The sequence below is a fragment of the Paenibacillus sp. J31R30 genome, assembly GCF_059692115.1.
Genome location: NZ_JCAUAV010000013.1, coordinates 67,653 through 87,319 on the forward strand (window position 1 = coordinate 67,653; position 19,667 = coordinate 87,319).

Sequence of the window (19,667 nt, forward strand, 5' to 3'; positions counted from 1 at the left end):
ACTTTTGTGAACATTCACATTTTCACTTTTAAGATGTCGTGCAGGTGCCGTGGCAACCTGCTCATTGAATATGATCGATGAAATAATACTTGTTGAAGTATAGATAGCAAACCCTCATTGGCAGTAAATGGCCTGTGGTGGTTTTTTTTGTTTTTGGTACTTGCATAGCGAATACGTGTTCGGTATATAATAATTAATGCGAACATACGTTTTCTAATGGCGGTGAGAAATATGAGTGTTGTTTCAAGAATTGAGAATGAAGAGGATGTTCAAATTATTAAAGAATATACGCTATTACCCATTTTGCTCGATATGTTAACCAGAGACATGGAGGAGCTGAAGATATATAAGGATAAAATTGTTTATAACCATATTCTCTTTTATCTGAAAGAGGTCGAGACCGCTATTTACCCCCAAATACAAAGTATTAAGAACAGCATGAAGAAGCGCGATATCAAAGTGCTCAACACAACTACGAATGCAGTTGGTATTAACGTAGAATATAAAGTCCGAGGTTATATCTATTATTTCACGATGCTTCGAAGCTTAGTTAAAGCAGAACTAATGACTACGCTGATGAACATGCGGAGGCGCGTTTAAATGAGCAAAAAATGTGAAAGAACAATATTCCTATCTGATTGTCAGTCATTTTATGCAAGTGTAGAAAAGGCTACACATCCAGGCCTTGATAATTTGCCGGTGGTTGTGGCTGGAGATCCAGCCAGAAGGTCAGGAATTATTTTGGCGGCATGTCCTATCGCTAAAAGCTTTGGCATTACCACAGCCCAGCGTCTTGGTGAGGCGTTGCAACTATGCCCAAATGCTATAGTAATGCGTCCGCACATGCAGCGCTATATTGACGTATCGCTCGCAATAACAAATATATACGAAAAATATACTGATCTCGTAGAGATATTTTCAATCGATGAGCAGTTCCTGGATGTGACCGGTTCGCTCAATCATTTCGGTTGTACGCCAGATGAATTGGCAGTAATGATTCAACAGAAAGTTGCTGCATCAATGAACGTTCGAATTCGAGTAGGAATTGGACCGACTAAAATACTTGCAAAGCAGGCAACTGATAATTTCGCAAAGAAGAATGCCAGTGGAATTTTTACGCTAGGCAAGGATGACGTTGAGCGATTCCTGTGGCCGTTATCCATCGATAAGATGTATGGAGTTGGTTCACGAATGACGCGCCACTTTGTCGCACTTGGTATGACCACGATAGGTCATGTAGCTAAGACCCCACTAGCTACACTAAAACAGAAATTCCGTGCAAGATTCGGAAAGCAATCGGATATTCAAGCGGAAGTAATGTGGAGAACGGCAAATGGACTAGACGATAGTCCTGTTACGCCTGGAACGTTTGATGTCGCACCAAAATCGATTGGCCACGCTATGACGCTTCCTCGCGATTATTTGACGGTTGAAGAGGTTGACATAGTGCTGTTGGAGTTAACGGAAGAAGTGTGCCGCGATGCTAGATCAAAGGGGTTTACAAGCGGGACAGTCCACGTTTTCTGTATGTGTTCGCCATATGACTCTCCAACAGGCTTTAGTCAACAACGAAAGATGCCATTGAATACGAATCATACGTTGAAAGTTTACGACTCTGTGCGTGAAATATTTCGTCGCAATTGGAACGGATTGCCCGTGCGGAAGGTAGGTGTTACGCTGGGAACACTTGCAGTGGAAGAAGTTGCTCAACTTGATCTGTTCGAAGATGTGACGAAATTACGTGAGCTGGATCGTGTTGTGGATGGCATTAAGGACCGTTTCGGTAATACAGCAATCATTCGCGCTTCGAGTCTAATGAAAGCAGGATTGGCAACGGACAGGGCCGGTAAAATTGGGGGGCATTATAGATGAGCAAAAAACTAGAAATGAATGGTCTATGGGAATCAAGTCGGATAATGCTTCCTCAACACAAAGAGTCCGCAATCAGAGGTCAGAAAGAAAAGCAATACATTCAACGACAAGCACTCGATGAGCAAGAAGTCCATTTCATCTCTGCTACACTTAGCCAATCCCAAATATACAAAAATACTATACATCTCACGATATATGACAAATACCAATCTCGAACTGTTTCGGGTATAGTGACGCGCAGCAAGCATGGAGAATTTCGTTTGGATACCGTTGATCCGTTCAGCGGGGCAGAGAATTGGGAATGGATCAGATTTCAAGATGTATTGAAGGCGGAGCTAAGTAAAGAATGTACAAGATGAAATGATTAATCCGTAGAGTAATCAATTAATAATTCTCAACTCAACCAAGTTACCAAGCGCTTGGGATTATTCAATCACATCTAAAAATAAGATAACTTAGTTATTTGCAGTTAAAGGTTAATTATTATTTATCGTTGAATCCAGAAGCACTGATAAACAAGCCCGAGGGAAAGTATCCCTTTGGCTTGTTTTTTTTTATTTCGCAGTAGTTCTGGAAATCATTCGATTCGTGTGAAGATAGGTGATAGACAGAAAAGCCGCAAGTCATTAGACGCACGCACTTGTGCTTGTCTAGATTTTGAGATCTTCGTGACTTACACCAAGGCATTCAAAACAAATACTTTAATTAGGATAATTACTTATTTTTACATGTTTTTTGTGCTGAATGGGTAAACCAAGAAGGATTTATTTCATAATATTACCAATACAGGTTAGGAGTGGAACCCTACAAGCGTGCAAACATTACAGAAATCTATGATGGTGCTGCCGGATTTAAAGGACAAGGTTGCATTGGTTACCGGAGCAGGATCCGGTATTGGACGGGCTGCCTCCTTGCTGCTGGCGCAGCAAGGAATGAAAGTATGCCTTGTGGATTTGAAAGACGAACGACTAGAGCAGACGAAAAAAGATATAGAATTAGCAGGAGGACAGGCTATAACGGTAGACATCGACATCTCCGATCCGAACCGAGTTGAACAGGCTTTCGAGCACACGGTAATGACCTGGGGACGGCTAAATTTTGTCTTTGCCAATGCTGGCATCAACGGGGTTTTGGCGCCAATCGAAGACATGAAGCCAGAGGATTGGGATCGTACGCTTTTCGTCAATCTAAAGGGGACGTTTCTTTGCGTTAAACATGCGATTCCTCACATGAAAGAAATTGGTGGGAGCATAGTCATCACGAGCTCCATTAACGGAAGTCGCTCCTTCTCAGGGTTCGGGATGACAGCCTATAGCACATCAAAGGCAGGGCAAGTTGCATTTGCAAAAATGGCCGCGTTAGAATTGGCCCGGTACAAAATACGCGTCAACGCCATCTGCCCAGGGTCAATTAAGACCAATATTGGAGAAAATACGCAGCCGACGGCGGAGCTTGAGAAAATTAAAATTCCAATCAAGTACCCACAGGGTAACCAGCCATTGGAACACGCGCCTGGGCAGCCTGAGCAAATTGCTGATCTGGTAGCTTTCCTTGCCTCAGAAGTTTCTAGCCATATCACCGGCACGGAACTGTTCATTGACGGCGCCGAATCGCTATTGTAACTATCCCTTTTGTTGAGGTGCAATTTGTAAACTGGATTAACAAGAAAAGCCGAATACACTTGAGTTTGCTGGTTTCTTGCACATCAAAACATATTTGTCACCCGATAGTTTTATTGGTTACAAATATGTTTTGATGTTAAATAGGCGTTCACTCTATTGAGTGAACGCCTATTTAATTTCTTATATGGATGAAGTTCTTCGCCGTATGGAAGCAAGTCAGTCAACCCGGGGGGCGATTAAGCTAAACCAGCTAATAACTTGTCAAGATTTTTCAATAGAATATCGAGAAGATGGTGCTATACTAATTACTGAGCATGCCAAATAACCCTCCAAAATTGCTTTGGAAAGTTTTTCATCGATTTCGTTTGATTTCCAATCAATTCAACTCAAGGTATGCTTCTTTTCGTTTAAGCATGGCAAATATCCAATGTAGTAACTTGTTCACACATGCGATCATCGCTACTTTGTGAGGTTTTCCTTCGGCCATTTTTTTGTCGTAAAAAGCTTTGAGCTTCTTACTCCCAGTACGCCTCAGCCCGCATTGCACAGCCATGTACAAGGCGTGCCTGAGTCTGCTGGAGCCACGTTTTGTGATCCGATTAATCGTAGCCGTAAACTTTCCCGAGATGTGAACACTGGGGATCTACGCCAACAAAGGCAACGAGCTTTTTAGGATGATTAAACCGATCAATCTCACCAACTTCAGAGATAATCGTTGCCGCGATTTTCTCACCGATGCCGGGGATGGATTGGATAATTTCATATTTTTCAACTTCATTAGCAGTGCATCTATTTGCTTTTCTAGGTGTTTGTATTGCCCTACGAACGGTTAGTAAGTAATTCCGACATTATAAAGTATTCTTTATATATTTTTCGACATTATTATACAAATTTAATATGGGAATTCTAGTATGATAGGTATTACAAACTATATATACTAGGAGAATACTACTATGCCGAACTATTATTTCAGAGAATTATGGACACCTCTAAAATTGATTGGTATACGTCTTTTTCGTGATGATGATGATAATCTTTGGATTAAGTACTGGAAAAGAAAGAGACAACTTCTATAGAAACCACAACATCATGGAGTACATAACAAATGGTTTACAATTCAATTCTAAACAAAGCGCTAAGGCGAAGGACACAATAGACTCTTTAATTCTAAAACTATTCGAAAAGAGGGGCTAGTATATGAATCAACAATTAGGTGAATGTACTGTTTGTCATAAAGAAGTGGCTATGTTCTGCTGCTTCATGTCCTCATTGCGGAGCGCAATATACTCAAAAGATAAGTTGGTTTAAGTTCATTATTTTTTTCATTCTGTTTATGCTTGGATGCGGTGTATTAGGTATAGTAAATGACAGAGTATGTAATGCCATTTCATAGCGATTTGCTTTAAATGTAAGCCTTAATTTGATCAAAGATCAATATCAAAGCGAGTAAAAGATAGACGAACTAGTAAGGTAATATATACAAGCATCCTCCCTTAATTTTACATCTACTAGATTGTAAGCTATTAATAGGAGGTTAAATTATGACAATCAAAATCAATTCGAAGACTAGAAGAAAGACAGTTGCCAGATTACATGCTGCAGATGCACGGATTACACAGATCCTTGGTAATGGCTTTCGACGTACCGTATTTACTAACAGAGTTATCCCACCTAATGGATCGTTAGAACTTGTTTTAGATTCAGGGGCAACTAGGAGGGTTATTTCTGGTGGTTGGGCAATTAGAAGCGGTGATCCAAAAACCAAAGACGTATTCTCAACAGAATCTTATCCAAAAACTAGTAGGGTATGGATTATTACTGTCTGGAATAATACACCAGATTTTCAAATTGTCACACCTTACCTTATAGATAAGTTAAGGTAGTTAATAAGAATTAACAGATGTGTTATTGATAATTCCTTTCGCCTGTTTATGGTCATATTCAATCATAAGCAGGTTTTTTTGGTTTGGAAATAAAGAGAGAATAGATATTTTAGTAGTTTATTTAGCATAAAACATGGATTTCATTCAACGAAAGGGCAGTAGAGCATGGTGGATTGCAATGAATAAGCCATTAAGAAGTAGATTTATCCTCTAACAGAAGTAGAACTGAAAATATAAAACAGCATTGTCTTGAGCTTCCAAAGACATTCCTTTCAGCTGTTTGTCGTTCAACTACCAAAGAGTGTATATCGGGGAGAAGGGAAGTGGAGCTAGTATAGGAACCACTTTTCGTCTTAATTAACCGATAGTCAAATAATATTGGTACAACCAAATCCGCCAGAGGTTCGATTGGATAAATATTTAACTAAAGGGATATTTATTATTTTACTTTCTGATTGTTATTACTCTTAACCAAGAGTAATCTCATATCACAGGTGTTGTTATTGTGTTAATATTATGTTATAAAACATTACATTAATTCATTGAAATGATTGGAATTATTAATTTTACGTTAGATATATTGACATAAATTTCCGATTTCTATATTATAGTTGTGTAAGGTTCATGTTACTAAAAGTGCCGATTGAGTAGTTTTGTATGAATTTCGTATCTTTACCGAAGTTCTGAATGCTGCGATATCGGTATTTTTGCGTATTAAACTATCTGAGGAGGTTGTTTCATGATTTTGAAGAAAACGGCTCTTATCATCTCAGTTTCAACGCTTGCCCTAGGTTTGTTGGCGGGGTGCGGAACCAGCACAAACACAACTACAAGTACTACTACAGAAACGACTAAATCTAGTAGTGGAGGCGCTAAAACTATCATCAAAATTGCGACCCAATCCCCTTTGTCAGGAGGCAGCGCTGTTCAAGGGGAAGCGATTAAGTTAGGTGCTCAGATGTCATTGGATGATCATAAAGCGGAATTTGATAAGCTAGGATTTGAATTGCAACTTGTTCCTTATGACGACCAAGGTGATCCCAAGAAAGGCGTGGCCAATGCTGAGATCATCAGCGCTGATCAATCGATCCTTGGGATTGTCGGTCATATGAACTCGGGCGTAGCTATACCTTCCTCAGTCGTATATGAGAAGAACAATATCGTTATGGTTTCGCCGTCTAATACAGCAACGGAAGTAACCGACCGTAATCTGAAGGTTGTGAATCGAATTGTTGCAAGGGATGATTTCCAAGGTCCTGCGGCTGCGGATTATGCGATAAAAACAGCGAAAGCCAAAAACATTCTCGTCATTCAAGACAAAACGGCTTACGGGCAAGGTTTGGCGGAAGCATTTAAAGATGCGGCGACGAAGCAAGGGGCGACCATAGTCGGCTATGAGGGGATTACAGTAGGTGAGAAGGATTTCAACGGTGTGCTTAACATTGCGCTTACGAAGAAGCCGGACTTTATCTTCTTTGGCGGATTATATGCCGAAGGTGGACTGCTTATTAAACAAGCACGTGACAAAGGAATTACGTCTCCTTTTATGGGCGCTGATGGATGGGATACGCAAGGACTTGTTGATGTTGCCGGCGATAAAGTGAAAGAAGCTTTGTACGCTTCCATCTCAACGGATATTACCAAATCGCCAGAAGGCATGAAATGGGCGGAACAATACAAAGCCAAATTCGGCAAAGCGCCGGATGGGTATTCCGCATACGCCTATGATTGCATGACTATCATCCTTAATGCCATTAAAACTGCAAGCAGTGCAGACGGTGGGAAAATACCTGTACGCGAAAAAGTTCGTGATGCTGTGCGAGCCACGAAAGATTTCCAAGGCGTTGCAACGAAGGTTTCCTTCGATGGGAAAGGCGACAATACATACGCCAAAGTATTTATTTACAAATTTGAAGGTCCCAAATATCCGGGTACCATGATTTCCGAAGTAGGGAAGTAAACCGAATTGTAATCTCAATTTACTAAGTAAAGAGGTATGTACGATAGGGATGTACCTCTTTACGGTTTATTCACCTGCGAAAGGAGTAGCTTCATGTTTCTTAACATCCTGCACTCATTGCCCCAAGTATTGATCGATGGACTTGCTTTGGGGGCTATTTATGCGGTCGTAGCCTTAGGCTATACGATGGTATACGGTATTCTTGAATTGATTAATTTTGCGCATGGCGAAATTTTTATGACTGGGGCTTTCATTGGTACTGCGGTACTTTTCGTATTCCAGTCAACAGGGTGGCTCGGTGGCATGCCAGGCTGGGTCTCATACGTTCTAATCCTCGCAATTGCCATGCTATGTACTGGATTGATGGGGATAGGAATTGAACGAATTGCATATAGGCCTCTTCGAAAAGCCCCAAAGTTGATTTCGCTCATCTCCGCGATTGGCGTTTCCTTCGTAGTGCAAGATCTCGTTCGCTTTGTTTCTGAATTGAAAACAGGAAATTATATCATTAGTGGTATTACATTGTTTAACAAAAATATGACAATTGGTACATCTTCACTAGGCTCATGGTTTGGAGATGCTTCTTTGAAAACAAACACGATTATTATTATCGTCGTAGCTGTTCTATTGATGATCAGTTTAGATCTATTTATTAATCGTACAAAATGGGGAGTGGCCATGCGTGCGGTAGCGCAAGACCGAGAAACGGCTTCATTGATGTCAATCAACGTGAATAAAATTATTATTTTAACCTTTTTCATAGGGTCATCTTTAGGGGGTGCAACAGGGGTATTATTTGCTCAACAATACGGTACTATTGATCCTTTTATCGGTTACATATTGGGTTTGAAAGCGTTCACGGCTGCTGTGCTTGGAGGCATTGGGAATATAAGGGGGGCCATGTTTGGTGGACTTGTCATCGGAATGTTAGAGATGTTTGCTTCTTCTAATCTTGGGTTACTGACGAATGGTAATTTTGGCTCGGAATATAAAGATGTGTTTGCCTTTATGATTCTAGTCATCGTATTGATATTTAAACCTGAAGGTTTGTTTGGTAGAGTCGTCAAAGAGAAAGTGTAGGTGAATACAAGATGGATAAATTGAAACAGGCATTCGCACAGAATTCGAAAATGCAAGCCTTGATATTTGTTCTGCTAGTCATGGTTTCAGCGCTAAACGTTTATCTGATGGCTAAATCAGTGATCGCTTTTTTACTATTGCTGGCCTCCTTGCTATTGCTTTACTACACTTCATTCTCGAATAAGGTCAAATGGATAATTGGCGGGGTCATGCTAATTCTCATTATTCCGTTTGCTTCATCCGGAGGACCTGCCTATGGTTCTTATATGGAGGTTGCAACTCAGAGTGGGATTTATATCGCGATGGCGCTAGGGCTGAATATCGTGGTCGGTTTTGCGGGGCTTTTGGATCTGGGTTTTGTCGCTTTTTTCGCAATAGGCGCTTATACCTATGGAATCTTCTCCACAGCTCAGGCTAATCAATTTATTCCAGGCGATTTGTTTCCTTTATCAGGCGCTACATTTTGGCTATTTATATTTGTTGGCGGCTTTATAGCTGCATTATTCGGTGTCCTTCTTGGTTTACCTGTACTTAGGGTGAAAGGGGACTATCTCGCTATCGTAACTTTGGGCTTCGGTGAAATGATCCGAATTATTTTCAATAACCTTGAGAAGCCGATTAATATTACAAACGGTGCAAAAGGCATATCTTCGATCAAGCCTCCGAACTTGTTGGGTTATGAATTCACGCATCCTCATCAATTTTATTTCATAGTCATTGGGATCTTAGCGTTTGTCATATTTGGGGTAAAGAGATTTGAACATTCGCGCATGGGGCGTTCCTGGAAGGCGGTTCGAGAAAATGAAATTGCTGCACAATCCATGGGCGTTCCATTAATTCATACGAAGTTGACAGCGTTCGCTGTGGGAGCGTCCTTCTCAGGGATGATGGGAGTCGTCTTTGCAGCCAAGCAAACGTTTATTGATCCATCCAGCTTTACATTGCTGGAGTCCATTACGATTTTGGTCATGGTGGTATTAGGCGGAATGGGAAGCGTGCCCGGCGTCATACTTGGAGCTGCACTCATTACGATTCTCAACCTACAAGTGCTTACGGAATTTACCAATTGGTTAAATCAATTATCACTACAAGGCGTTGTCCACATTCCTCTTGCCTTATCACCCTCGAAGATGCAGCGGTTTATTTTTGGAGCTATTCTCATCCTTTTCGCAGTCTTTAGACCAAACGGGTTAATTTCAGTGAAAAATCGCCGTGTGAACGAAAAGCTGATTCAAGAACGTATAACATCAGTTGCAATGCAGCAAGTAAACCCCAAAACTGGGGGGATCGCGCAATGAACATCCTGCGTGTTCAAAACTTGGTTAAACGATTTGGTGGACTGGTTGCTGTTAACGGTGTTCATTTTGAATTTCAAAAAGGTAAAATTTCCGCTGTTATTGGTCCGAACGGCGCCGGTAAAACAACATTTTTTAATATGATTACAGGGATATATACGCCGGATGAGGGAGATATCGAATTAGAAGGCAAATCGATTGTGAAAGTTAAGCCTGATCAGATTACGGAAAAGGGCATAGCCCGAACCTTTCAAAATATTAGACTTTTTGGGAATATGACCGTACTTGAAAATGTAATGGTCGGAATGCATATTCATTTAAAAGGTGGAATATTAAGTACTTTACTCGGCTTTACTAGAACGCGAATAGAGGAACAAAATGCGGTGGATGAAGCCTATCGATTATTGCAATATGTCGGTCTGGAATCACATCTTAATGAAAATGCGAATAGTCTTTCGTACGGAGCACAAAGACGGCTTGAAATCGCGAGAGCACTTGCGGCTAAACCCAAAGTACTACTGTTGGATGAACCTGCAGCTGGCATGAACCCAAGTGAAACCAAGGAACTGACTAAGCTAATTCGAAGCATTCAACAGGAGTTGGATATATCCATTATATTGATTGAACATGATATGAAACTCGTCATGGAACTATCCGATCATATTCTTGTTCTAGATCACGGTGAAAAGATTGCAGAAGGATCGCCGTTTGAGATACGTTCGAATCCGCGTGTGATTGAAGCCTACTTAGGTAAAAGTGCCCTAGGTAAGGAGGTGAAAATATGAACATACTGCAGCTACATGAGGTTCAGGCATACTATGGGGGAACTCAGGCTTTAAAGGGAATATCTCTTCATGTGAAAGAAGGGGAAATTGTTACTTTGATCGGTAGTAACGGGGCAGGGAAATCCACAACACTTAAGTCCATTTGCGGTCAGGTGAAAACGAAAGGGTCCATCCTATTTAAGTCGCGTGATATTTCGACTTGGCTGCCTCACCAAACGGCCATGGGAGGCATTGCTCATGTCCCTGAAGGCAGACGGATATTCCCTAGGCTAACTGTGAAGGAAAATCTGGAGATGGGTGCATTTTCAGTTAAAGATAAAAAAGTGGTGAAGGAACGTATGGAACAGTCCTTCGAATACTTTCCACGTTTGAAAGAACGCTTGAACCAGGCGGGCGGCACCATGAGTGGCGGCGAACAACAAATGCTTGCTATAGCGCGTGCGCTGATGATGAAACCTAAGTTGCTACTGCTAGACGAACCCTCGATGGGATTGGCTCCTGTCATCGTAGATCAAATCTTTGAGATCATTCAGGAGTTGAACCGTACAGGAATGACGATTCTGCTCGTAGAACAGAATGCATACCAGGCGCTACAAATCGCCAATCGAGGTTACGTTATACAGACGGGTGAAATTATTCTGGAGGATGATGCACATACCTTGCTTGTCAATGATCAGGTAAAAGACGCTTATCTGGCAGGATGAAATCAGTTCTTCCGATGTTTTACGGTATGATGGCATCACTTTTCTTCTCCGTTTCTTTCATCATGAATCGCTCCATGGAGTTGTCAGGTGGATATTGGGTATGGAGCGCTTCACTTCGTTATCTCTTTATGCTTCCTATTTTATGGTTGATTGTGTTTATCAGGGGAAACCTTCGAGAATTACTTTTGGAAATGAGAAAGCAGATAGGTGTGTGGATGTACTGGAGCATGGTCGGGTTCGGATTATTCTATGTGCCCCTGTGTTTTTCCGCTGCATACGCACCTGGTTGGTTAATTGCGGCTACTTGGCAGGTCACCATAATCGCAGGTTCCTTACTTGCTCCATTATTCAGCGAGGTAAAAGTTACAAAGGATGGACCAATTAGGGTGAAGGGAACCTTATCGTTAAAAAGTCTGTTGATTTCTCTTTTTATCTTACTTGGAGTAATGGTCATACAGTGGGATCTTAGCGGCCATCTTTCCGTCAAAGACTCGCAGTTAGGCGTGTTACCAGTTCTACTAGCTGCTTTTGCTTATCCTCTTGGCAATCGGAAGATGATGGCGGTTTGCAATGAGCGATTGGATACCTATCAGCGTGTATTAGGTATGACAATAGCGAGCCTTCCTCTTTGGATAGTGCTTTCACTTTATGCACTTGTTCATGTCGGGGCACCGAACGCAGGACAAGTCGAGGAATCCGCCATTGTAGCTATCTGTTTTAGGGATTGCTGACTGCAATGCAGTTAGACGATCCCTATTTGCATTAATTTGGTCGTTAGTCAACACCATTTCATTTTACATTTAAAAAAGTGTTTAGACGTGCAGATCGTTTTACTGCTACAACTATCTTCATATTTCTAAGCTCAATATTTACTGGGATAGTAGTAGATCCTCCGTTCTGAACAGCCTGGACGAAACGGGTATGTTGGTTATATAGGTTATGTTTACGAAATACTTACAAGTATTAACTGGTTTTACATTTCATATTTATTTCAGATTTCAATGGTATATTTAAGTTCTATGCACGCGTCACAGGAGGTAAGGGGATTATGCGTATTTTGCTGGCTGAGGACGACGAGACGCTTGGTGAGCTCACCGAGCATCAACTGAAACGGCAATATCATGTTGTTGATTGGATGAAGGATGGTCAGCAGGCAAAAGAAGTTATTGCAGCAGGTCGTTATGATGTATATGTACTTGATTGGATGATGCCTGAATTGACTGGTTTGGAGCTCATTCGGGAGATCCGTAGCAAGGAAGATCATACCCCCATTCTATTACTAACGGCAAGAGATGCCGTTCAAGACCGGGTAGAAGGGCTTCGCGCTGGGGCGGATGATTATATGATTAAGCCGTTCGCATTCGAAGAACTGGAAGCGCGATTGTTTGCTTTGTTCAGGCGTCAAGATCGGAGCTACCAGTCGTCGGATACAATCAACTTAGGAGAAATTACGGCGCATCTAAACCGGTTTGAGGTGACGAGAGAAGGCCATATAATCGCATTGAAACGGCGAGAGTTTCAATTGCTCGTCTGTTTGATGCGTCATGCAGGACAAGTGCTCTCCAGAGAGCAATTGCTCGATCAGGTGTGGGGGCTCGGGTCGGATGTGACGCTGAATGTTGTTGATGCTACGATCAAATTACTTCGCAAAAAAGTGGACGGACCGTATAAGGTAAAATCTATCCAAAGCGTCTATGGGGCAGGCTACCGGCTCACGATGGATGGGGAATGAAACCATGTTTAAACGGACTAGAATTCGGTTGACGCGAGAATTTTCGCTTACCATTGGTATTATTCTTATGGTTTCCGCAGTATTCTCCTTATGGATGGTGCAGCAAATGCTGACGACGACTCAGGACAATCAGCTCAAATCGCTAAGCAAACAATATGAAGCGGAGCTGCAGAAGCTGGTAGAATCTCCAAAAGGGAAAATCTTTTTAGACCCCGCGTTGGGCAAGGAGAAGCTCAATCCGACATTTGCACCGAGCGGTTTACAGCTGAACCAAATGGCATGGCTGTTCGATCCAAATGGGGATATTATTTTTCAATCAGCACCGGTAAGTAAACTTGCGCCAACAGGAGTGAACTTTCCTCTGACGGCGCTCTTGCCTAGTCTTCTCGCGGAGCCGGTCGACAATGAGTATCATAATATACGCGCTAATGGCAGAACCTTTCGAGTTGGTGGGATTGTCATCCAAACGGGAGAAATTAAAGATTTCCGGATTATCGTAGCACAAGAGGTGACGAGCGATACCGCACTTATTACACAGTTGCGTTGGGCGTTCGCAGGGTTTGCTTTACTCATGCTTGCCGCAGGTGGGGGAGCAGGATTCATCCTGGCAGGAAGAGCGATGGGACCGATTGCGCAAGCCTTCCGCAGGCAGGAGCAGTTCACGTCCGATGCGTCGCATGAACTTCGAACACCGCTTAGTATTTTGAAATCCGCCTATGAGGTGCTGAATGAACAAAGCGATAAGCTACCGGATTTTCACCGCAATGTACTGGTAAAGTCAGGCCGGGAGATTCATCATATGAGTCGGTTAGTCGATAATTTGCTCGTGCTTGCGCGAAGTGATAGTGGAAGACTTGACCTGGTCATCTCCCGATTCTCGTTGCGTTATACGATTCGCCAAGTGATTGAGCAATTAGAGCCAATTGCAGCATCTAAGCAAGCGAGGCTGGAATGGGAGAACAATCAACAAGGTACATTATGTGAGGATGAAGCAATGATTCAGGCTGATGAGGTACGTATTCGGCAGCTCATCCTGATTTTGATCGAGAACGCGATTCAGTACAACCGGGAAGGCGGCAAAGTTACCGTCTCGTTGGAAGTAAATCCGCAGAAGACGTCCTTCACCGTAAGTGATACAGGTATCGGCATCGAACAAGAGCATCTGCCGCGGATATTCGAACGCTTCTATCGGATGGATAAAGCGCGGACTCGGCGGTCGGAAGGCAATGGCCTCGGACTTGCGATTGCTAAACAAATTGTTGATGCGCACCGTGCAAAGATTGAAGTGTGGAGTGAGCCACAGAACGGTACTACTTTTCGTGTATCTCTTCCGAACGTTTCAGATTCTTTTCAGAATGTTCCTTTATCTTAAACCATGTAGCCTCCGAAGCTTAAAGAAGGCAAACTCAAATAAGGAAGGAATTAAACTATGAAGAAAAAATGGAAGCTTGCAGGTGCAGCTTTGCTGATTGCGATTGCTGTTCCGGTAACCGCTTATGCGGCAGACAACCTGAATGGTAAATCGCGGGAGGATAAGAAGGCAAGCTATACAGATGCTCAAAAGACAATGCCAGCGGGTAAGCAAGGTGAGAAGCTAAAATTGGATTTACAAACAATCGCATCTTCAAAACTCGGTTTGGATCAAGCAACGTTCGAACAAGCACAGAAAGACGGCAAATCGCTCGCAGACATCGCGAAAGAAAAAGGTAATGAGCTTCAACCTCTGATTGATGAGCTAACTAAGGAAATTAGTGATAAGATTCAGGCGAATCTTGACCCTAAGGATCTTCCAGCGGAGGAGAAGGAGAATGTGAAGAAGAAGGCTGCGATGGAGTCAGAACGCGTCTTTACAATGCCGCTCAATAAGGAGATTGAGAAGCAGCAGGGTAACGACTGGGATTTAATAGCGGCTCTTGAATTAATCGGGATCGACAAGGCTGCTTTCGCTGAACAGGTACACACGGGCAAATCGTTGGTTGACATTGCGAAGGATCACGGTGTATCCCGTGAGCAGTTAATTGATGCGTTGTTGTCCAATGTAAACAATAAAATCGATGAAGTTAAGTCAAACGGTGGTATTTCACAAGAGCAAGCAGATGAGAAAAAACAGGCTGTACTTAAAGATGTCGAAGATTTCGTCGACCATACACAGACGCTGTTTATGAAGAAGGAGAGCTTAGTGGCTACACAGGCAAAGGATGCTAAAGGGAACCCAGACAAAGGGATTAAGCTTGATTTTCAACAAATCGCAACTTCTAAACTTGGTCTGAACAAAGCAGACTTCCAACAAGCTGTGAAGGATGGCAAGTCGCTAGCTGATATCGCGAAAGAGAAAGGCAAAGAGCTTCAACCGCTGATTGATGAGGTAACTAAGGAAATTAGTGACGAAATTCTGTCGAAGCTCAGTCCTAAGGTACTTACAGACGAGGAGAAGGAGAACGTGAAGAAAAAGGCCGCGATGGAAGCGGAGCGCATCTTCACTACTCCGCTTAACAAGGAGCAAGAAAAGGAGCAGGGCATTGGTAATTTTAATATGCAAGCCGCTTTCGCATTGCTCGGGATTGACAAAGCTGCTTTCGCCGAACAGGTCCAAGCGGGAAAATCATTCGCAGAGATCGCAAAGGATCATGACATATCCCGTCAGAAGCTAATCGATACGCTTATGTCGGACTTCACTACCAAAATCGATGCTGTAAAAGCAAAAGGTGACATTACACAGGAACAAGTAGATCAGAAGAAGCAAGCAATGCTTAAGGAAGTTGAAGATTTCGTGAATCATACACAGACAATGTTTGAGATGAAAGAGAAGAAATAAGGTTAGGATTAAAGGCTAGCGGTGACGGTGGCCCTTCTTATTTTTGTATACCAGGTATGCACCATTCCATAGGACAATAAGGAAATTAATAATTGATTCCCTCGTGTCTGTTGATCCGCCGCGTACACAACAAAATCTCAAAATAAAATAATTTTTATGGACACAAATGACTCATTGAGCTAACGGAAAACGTTTGTTTAATAAAACTAGGATGAGGGTGTCGGGCATCAATTGGCAACCTCTTTGAAGTATTGGTGAGTTATGCTTTTATCACAAAATTCCATACGAAGGAAATAAATTTCCATTTGTAACCAACCCCTGATAAGCTACACTGTTGTCAAAGCTCAAAGGGAGATGGATTACTATAATCAAGGATGGCTCCATACCCAGGAAGAAGAACTTAATTTACTAAAACTATCTGATTGGGAAGTGAAGTTCAGGCCGAACTCAATAACAGCAATCCTTGCTGAGCATGTTTGGGAGCATCTCGATTACGAAGACGGCATTGAGGCTGCAAAGATATGTTGGGATTTCTTGAAAAAAGGTGGTTACATTCGTTGTGCGGTTCCTGATGCATTTTTTCAAAACGAGTGGTATCAAAACATCGTAAAGGTTGGGGGGCCAGGACCAAAAGACCACCCAGCTGCGAGTCATAAGATTGTCCATAACTATATGAGCATTACTTCCATGTTCGAACAAGCAGGATTTCAAGTAAGTCTGTTGGGATTCTGCGACGAGAATGGTCGCTTTCATTATAACTTTTGGAATGAAATGGTGGTTTTATCTACCGTTCCAAACGTTTCGACCAACGAAATCAAAATGGTAACCTGGGCTTTGTTTCTCTAATAATTGACGCTGTAAAGCCTACTGAGTGTTTCAACTAACGACAACAATAAACAGGGAGCAGACTGTCTTTGATGCTCCCTGTTTCATTCAAGTAACGTGCAGGATACTGACAAAGTTAAGGTGAATATTAAAATAAAGAAACAGATTACTGAAGAAACTCTGTAGGTTCTCCCTGGGAAGTACGTATATATAGATTGGTGGAAGTTATATGAGTGAAAATACACTTACTAGTAGTGAAGTCAACCAGATTTACAAGGAAATAATTGTGGATGTGTACGAAGCATTAAAGTCCTTCGGTTGGCGGTGCAGTGGCATCCGGAGATGATGGCGGTGAAGCATGAGGAAGGACTCATTCCTTTCCGATGGCTCATCGATCAAGTGAACGGTGGGGGATCATCGTGACAACTGGGGATCAGGAAAAATGGAACTTTTAATTAGGCGTTCACTCAACCGGGTGAACGCTTTTTTTAGCAGGTTGGAGGAGGAGGTAATCATGCAAGATGAATGAATCTATATTCCCGAAAATCTTCCCAGTTGTTTCCCGAGTATTTCCTAAACATTTCCCAGCTATGCCTCAAGAAAAGTGAATTTCACGTGTTGTATGATAAATCCAGAAAGCAAACTCAATAGTTGGAGGTAATAACGATGATCAGATTGAACAAAGCATTGAAATGGATTTTAGGGATTGCATTGCTTGCGTCAATGGCCGTTCCTGCAACGGTTAGTGCAAAGCCTGAAGCGAAGCCAGAGGCGATGAAAACCACAAAACCGGGGGTGATAATAGCTGCCAAGCCAGAAGCCAAACCGGAAGCGTAAGTAGCAGTTAACTGGACTTATTTGAATAAATACAATGTATTTTCAAAAGGAGAGAATTGAACCTATGACATTGAAATTCAGCAAACGAAAACAAACTTCAGCAATCACACTTTTGTTGGCGGGCTGTTTGGCGTTCGGCAGTGTCGCCAACGCTTTTGGCGAAACGCCTCCTGCAGGCGTGCAGATCAAGGAGTTCAGCCTTCTTGATACGTCATTTGATATTGTAGGTGCAGCTGATTTTACGCCTGAGGGCAACATGGACGGTCACTTCAAGCTGCGGCTGAGCCTAGCTCAGCATACGGTTATCAATTCCGTCGTACTTCGTTCCACGGATGCTTATGGTAAGGATAATTACCAAGGGGTATGGAGAACCAACCATGTAACGACGGGGTGGCTGCTCGGCATTGTACAAGATAAAACTGTTACATCGTCAAGTGGTACAACACATGAAAGCATCATCATCAACCCAGGTTTTCGTAAAGATATAAAAGAACCTGTCGGTGAATTCGAGGGTGAGCTTAACTTGGACCTGTACGCTAGCGATAACGGAACAATCAAGGAAACGCAATATTATGTCTTAGAAGTTTTGACCCCGCAAGGTACCGTTGTTTCCAAGCCGATAAAATATAAAAGTCCGATGACAACAGGGGAAACTACTGGCTCGTCTAGCCCGACACCAACACCAACACCGACACCAACGCCGACTCCGCAGCCTGTGCCAACACCTCAGACACCAACCCCAGCTCCAACTTCTGAAAGTCCGCTGATTCATGTGCTTTTCAATGGCCAAGAGCTTCAGTTTGATCAAGTCAGACCGATACTGAAAGATGGTTCAACACTCGTCCCGTTCCGTAAATTATTCGAAACGCTTGGCTTCGAGGTTCAGTGGAAGGAGACTGAATGGTCCCAAAAGGCGATTGGAATCAAAGATGGTCTCACGATTGAATTGATAATTAATAGCACCACCGCAATCGTGAATGGAAAAAACGTGAGCTTGGATATTCCTGCCCAAATCTTGAATGGCAGCACCTTAGTTCCGCTTCGCTTTGTAGCGGAAAATAGCGGGTACCAGGTGACTTACTCCAGGAGTGGCAACGAGGCAACAGTTCGGATTGATGAAGTAGATGTGGCGCCAACACCAACACCAACACCAACACCGGTCCCTTCTCCTGCTCCAATCCCCGATCCCGTGAAAGAGGTGGCTGAGCCCTTTGTCGTTAAGGGCTATGTACGCGATGCAAAAGGTCATCCCATCCCTGATATCGTCGTTTTTGCCGATAACACATTGCTTTATGACAGCAATGTCCTTGGAGTTACCGATGAATCGGGGCACTATCGGATCGAGCTGCCTCACCTAGCTACTTCATGGCATATGGGCGCCGATGTAACTAAATCATTTCAAGGAATGAATTACACCTTCCATTTAGACGCTGACAAGGATATTCCTCTTTCGGGAAGTACTGGAGCCGTCCGTGATTTTACTTGGAGCAAATTTGATGGACAGATTTATATTTATCCGTATTTTACATCATCGGACGATTCGCTGCCGGAGTTCGATATGAGTGACCTAGAAGTAACGCTGACACCCGTCGGTCCACTGCTTGATGGCAGTGCAGGTCATACCATAACGAAGCGCGGAGGTCCGATTTCAAATGGAGCAGGCATTGATCAAATACCGATTGGCCGCTACAAGGCTACTGCCAGATGGGTGCCAGATGGGCATGCGCCGATTTCCTTGCAGATTAGCGACTCTTCCGATAAATATGCAGAGTCTGTAGAATTCGAATTCGGTCCTCCTAAAGGAGTATCCACAACCAATTATCTCTGTGAACTCGTCGTAAAGATACCTTAAAAAGTGGTGTATACAAGCGCCAGGGGCTGCCGAAAGGCAGCCTTTTTGTATGCTGACGTGCCTAGAGGCATACGTGATCTAGATGTTCCAATTCCTACTCCATTTCCTAGCTATTCAAGGACTACTCATACCCTTGGCTGTCTCAGGACTTACCAATATCCATGTCCATACACCTACACAAATCCATATTAAGTTCAAAGACATGCTTTGGATCAATTAACAAACCACGCATGAAGACAAAAACAAGAACCGACCGTTAGGGTCGCCTCTTGTTTTTATTAGACGCTTGACTCTGCTTCAAGGCAGTGGTACCGCAAACACCACACGCCCCAGTTTCCCGACACTTCAATTAATATTTTGAAGCCCAAACTCATGACTACCAATAAAGTGCTGCCGAAAAATGCC

16 protein-coding genes and 2 pseudogenes are annotated in these 19,667 nt (G+C 42.8%); 17 read left to right on the forward strand and 1 reads right to left on the reverse strand.

All coding sequences use genetic code 11. The features are described 5' to 3' along the window. Window positions 1–231: 231 nt before the first annotated feature. The 4 genes from AC58QO_RS28165 (at window position 232) to AC58QO_RS28180 (ending at window position 3,494) form a co-directional block, all read left to right on the forward strand. The gene (locus AC58QO_RS28165) at window positions 232–600 is read left to right on the forward strand and encodes a YhjD family protein (RefSeq protein WP_497271444.1); all 369 of its coding nucleotides are present in this window, start codon (window positions 232–234) and stop codon (window positions 598–600) included. Further along, window positions 601–1,872, forward strand: coding sequence for a DNA polymerase IV (locus AC58QO_RS28170; RefSeq protein ID WP_497271446.1), 1,272 nt, complete (start codon window positions 601–603; stop codon window positions 1,870–1,872). It begins immediately after the preceding gene. Then, window positions 1,869–2,231 (forward strand): YolD-like family protein, encoded by a 363-nt coding sequence (locus tag AC58QO_RS28175; protein WP_497271448.1) that lies wholly within the window; start codon window positions 1,869–1,871, stop codon window positions 2,229–2,231. The genes AC58QO_RS28170 and AC58QO_RS28175 overlap by 4 nt, the downstream gene beginning before the upstream one ends. Window positions 2,232–2,708: 477 nt before the next feature. After that, window positions 2,709–3,494 (forward strand): SDR family oxidoreductase, encoded by a 786-nt coding sequence (locus tag AC58QO_RS28180; RefSeq protein WP_497271584.1) that lies wholly within the window; start codon window positions 2,709–2,711, stop codon window positions 3,492–3,494. Between the two features lie 376 nt (window positions 3,495–3,870). On the opposite strand, the pseudogene AC58QO_RS28185 reads toward AC58QO_RS28180, so the two are convergent. Continuing rightward, a pseudogene (locus tag AC58QO_RS28185) lies at window positions 3,871–4,311 on the reverse strand (IS110 family RNA-guided transposase); the annotation flags it as partial. A gap of 724 nt (window positions 4,312–5,035) precedes the next feature. On the opposite strand from AC58QO_RS28185, the gene AC58QO_RS28190 reads away from it, so the two are divergent. From AC58QO_RS28190 to AC58QO_RS28250, 13 genes and pseudogenes are all read left to right on the forward strand, one after another. Continuing rightward, window positions 5,036–5,377 (forward strand): hypothetical protein, encoded by a 342-nt coding sequence (locus AC58QO_RS28190; protein ID WP_497271450.1) that lies wholly within the window; start codon window positions 5,036–5,038, stop codon window positions 5,375–5,377. 739 nt (window positions 5,378–6,116) lie between these two features. Next, window positions 6,117–7,337 (forward strand): branched-chain amino acid ABC transporter substrate-binding protein, encoded by a 1,221-nt coding sequence (locus AC58QO_RS28195; protein WP_497271452.1) that lies wholly within the window; start codon window positions 6,117–6,119, stop codon window positions 7,335–7,337. A gap of 93 nt (window positions 7,338–7,430) precedes the next feature. Further along, complete coding sequence (locus AC58QO_RS28200) at window positions 7,431–8,417, forward strand: branched-chain amino acid ABC transporter permease (protein WP_497271454.1); 987 nt, start codon at window positions 7,431–7,433, stop codon at window positions 8,415–8,417. Between the two features lie 50 nt (window positions 8,418–8,467). Further along, window positions 8,468–9,715: a branched-chain amino acid ABC transporter permease gene (locus tag AC58QO_RS28205; RefSeq protein WP_497271586.1), complete on the forward strand. Its 1,248-nt coding sequence runs from the start codon at window positions 8,468–8,470 to the stop codon at window positions 9,713–9,715. Then, window positions 9,712–10,497 (forward strand): ABC transporter ATP-binding protein, encoded by a 786-nt coding sequence (locus tag AC58QO_RS28210; protein WP_497271456.1) that lies wholly within the window; start codon window positions 9,712–9,714, stop codon window positions 10,495–10,497. The genes AC58QO_RS28205 and AC58QO_RS28210 overlap by 4 nt, the downstream gene beginning before the upstream one ends. Continuing rightward, complete coding sequence (locus AC58QO_RS28215) at window positions 10,494–11,201, forward strand: ABC transporter ATP-binding protein (RefSeq protein ID WP_497271458.1); 708 nt, start codon at window positions 10,494–10,496, stop codon at window positions 11,199–11,201. Before AC58QO_RS28210 ends, AC58QO_RS28215 begins: the two co-directional genes overlap by 4 nt. Further along, a complete protein-coding gene (locus AC58QO_RS28220) occupies window positions 11,198–11,932 on the forward strand; it encodes a multidrug resistance efflux transporter family protein (protein WP_497271460.1) in 735 nt (244 codons plus the stop codon). Before AC58QO_RS28215 ends, AC58QO_RS28220 begins: the two co-directional genes overlap by 4 nt. A gap of 317 nt (window positions 11,933–12,249) precedes the next feature. Next, on the forward strand, window positions 12,250–12,933 hold the full coding sequence (locus AC58QO_RS28225) for a response regulator transcription factor (protein ID WP_497271461.1): 684 nt from the start codon (window positions 12,250–12,252) through the stop codon (window positions 12,931–12,933). A gap of 4 nt (window positions 12,934–12,937) precedes the next feature. After that, window positions 12,938–14,305, forward strand: a complete 1,368-nt coding sequence (locus tag AC58QO_RS28230) for a sensor histidine kinase (RefSeq protein ID WP_497271463.1) — start codon at window positions 12,938–12,940, stop codon at window positions 14,303–14,305. 57 nt (window positions 14,306–14,362) lie between these two features. Then, the gene (locus AC58QO_RS28235) at window positions 14,363–15,748 is read left to right on the forward strand and encodes a hypothetical protein (protein ID WP_497271465.1); all 1,386 of its coding nucleotides are present in this window, start codon (window positions 14,363–14,365) and stop codon (window positions 15,746–15,748) included. Window positions 15,749–16,102: 354 nt separating this feature from the next. Continuing rightward, window positions 16,103–16,632: pseudogene (locus AC58QO_RS28240) on the forward strand (class I SAM-dependent methyltransferase). A 607-nt stretch (window positions 16,633–17,239) separates the two neighbouring features. After that, window positions 17,240–17,410 (forward strand): hypothetical protein, encoded by a 171-nt coding sequence (locus AC58QO_RS28245; protein WP_497271467.1) that lies wholly within the window; start codon window positions 17,240–17,242, stop codon window positions 17,408–17,410. A gap of 64 nt (window positions 17,411–17,474) precedes the next feature. Further along, a complete protein-coding gene (locus AC58QO_RS28250; protein WP_497271469.1) occupies window positions 17,475–19,262 on the forward strand; it encodes a copper amine oxidase N-terminal domain-containing protein in 1,788 nt (595 codons plus the stop codon). Window positions 19,263–19,667 lie beyond the last annotated feature (405 nt).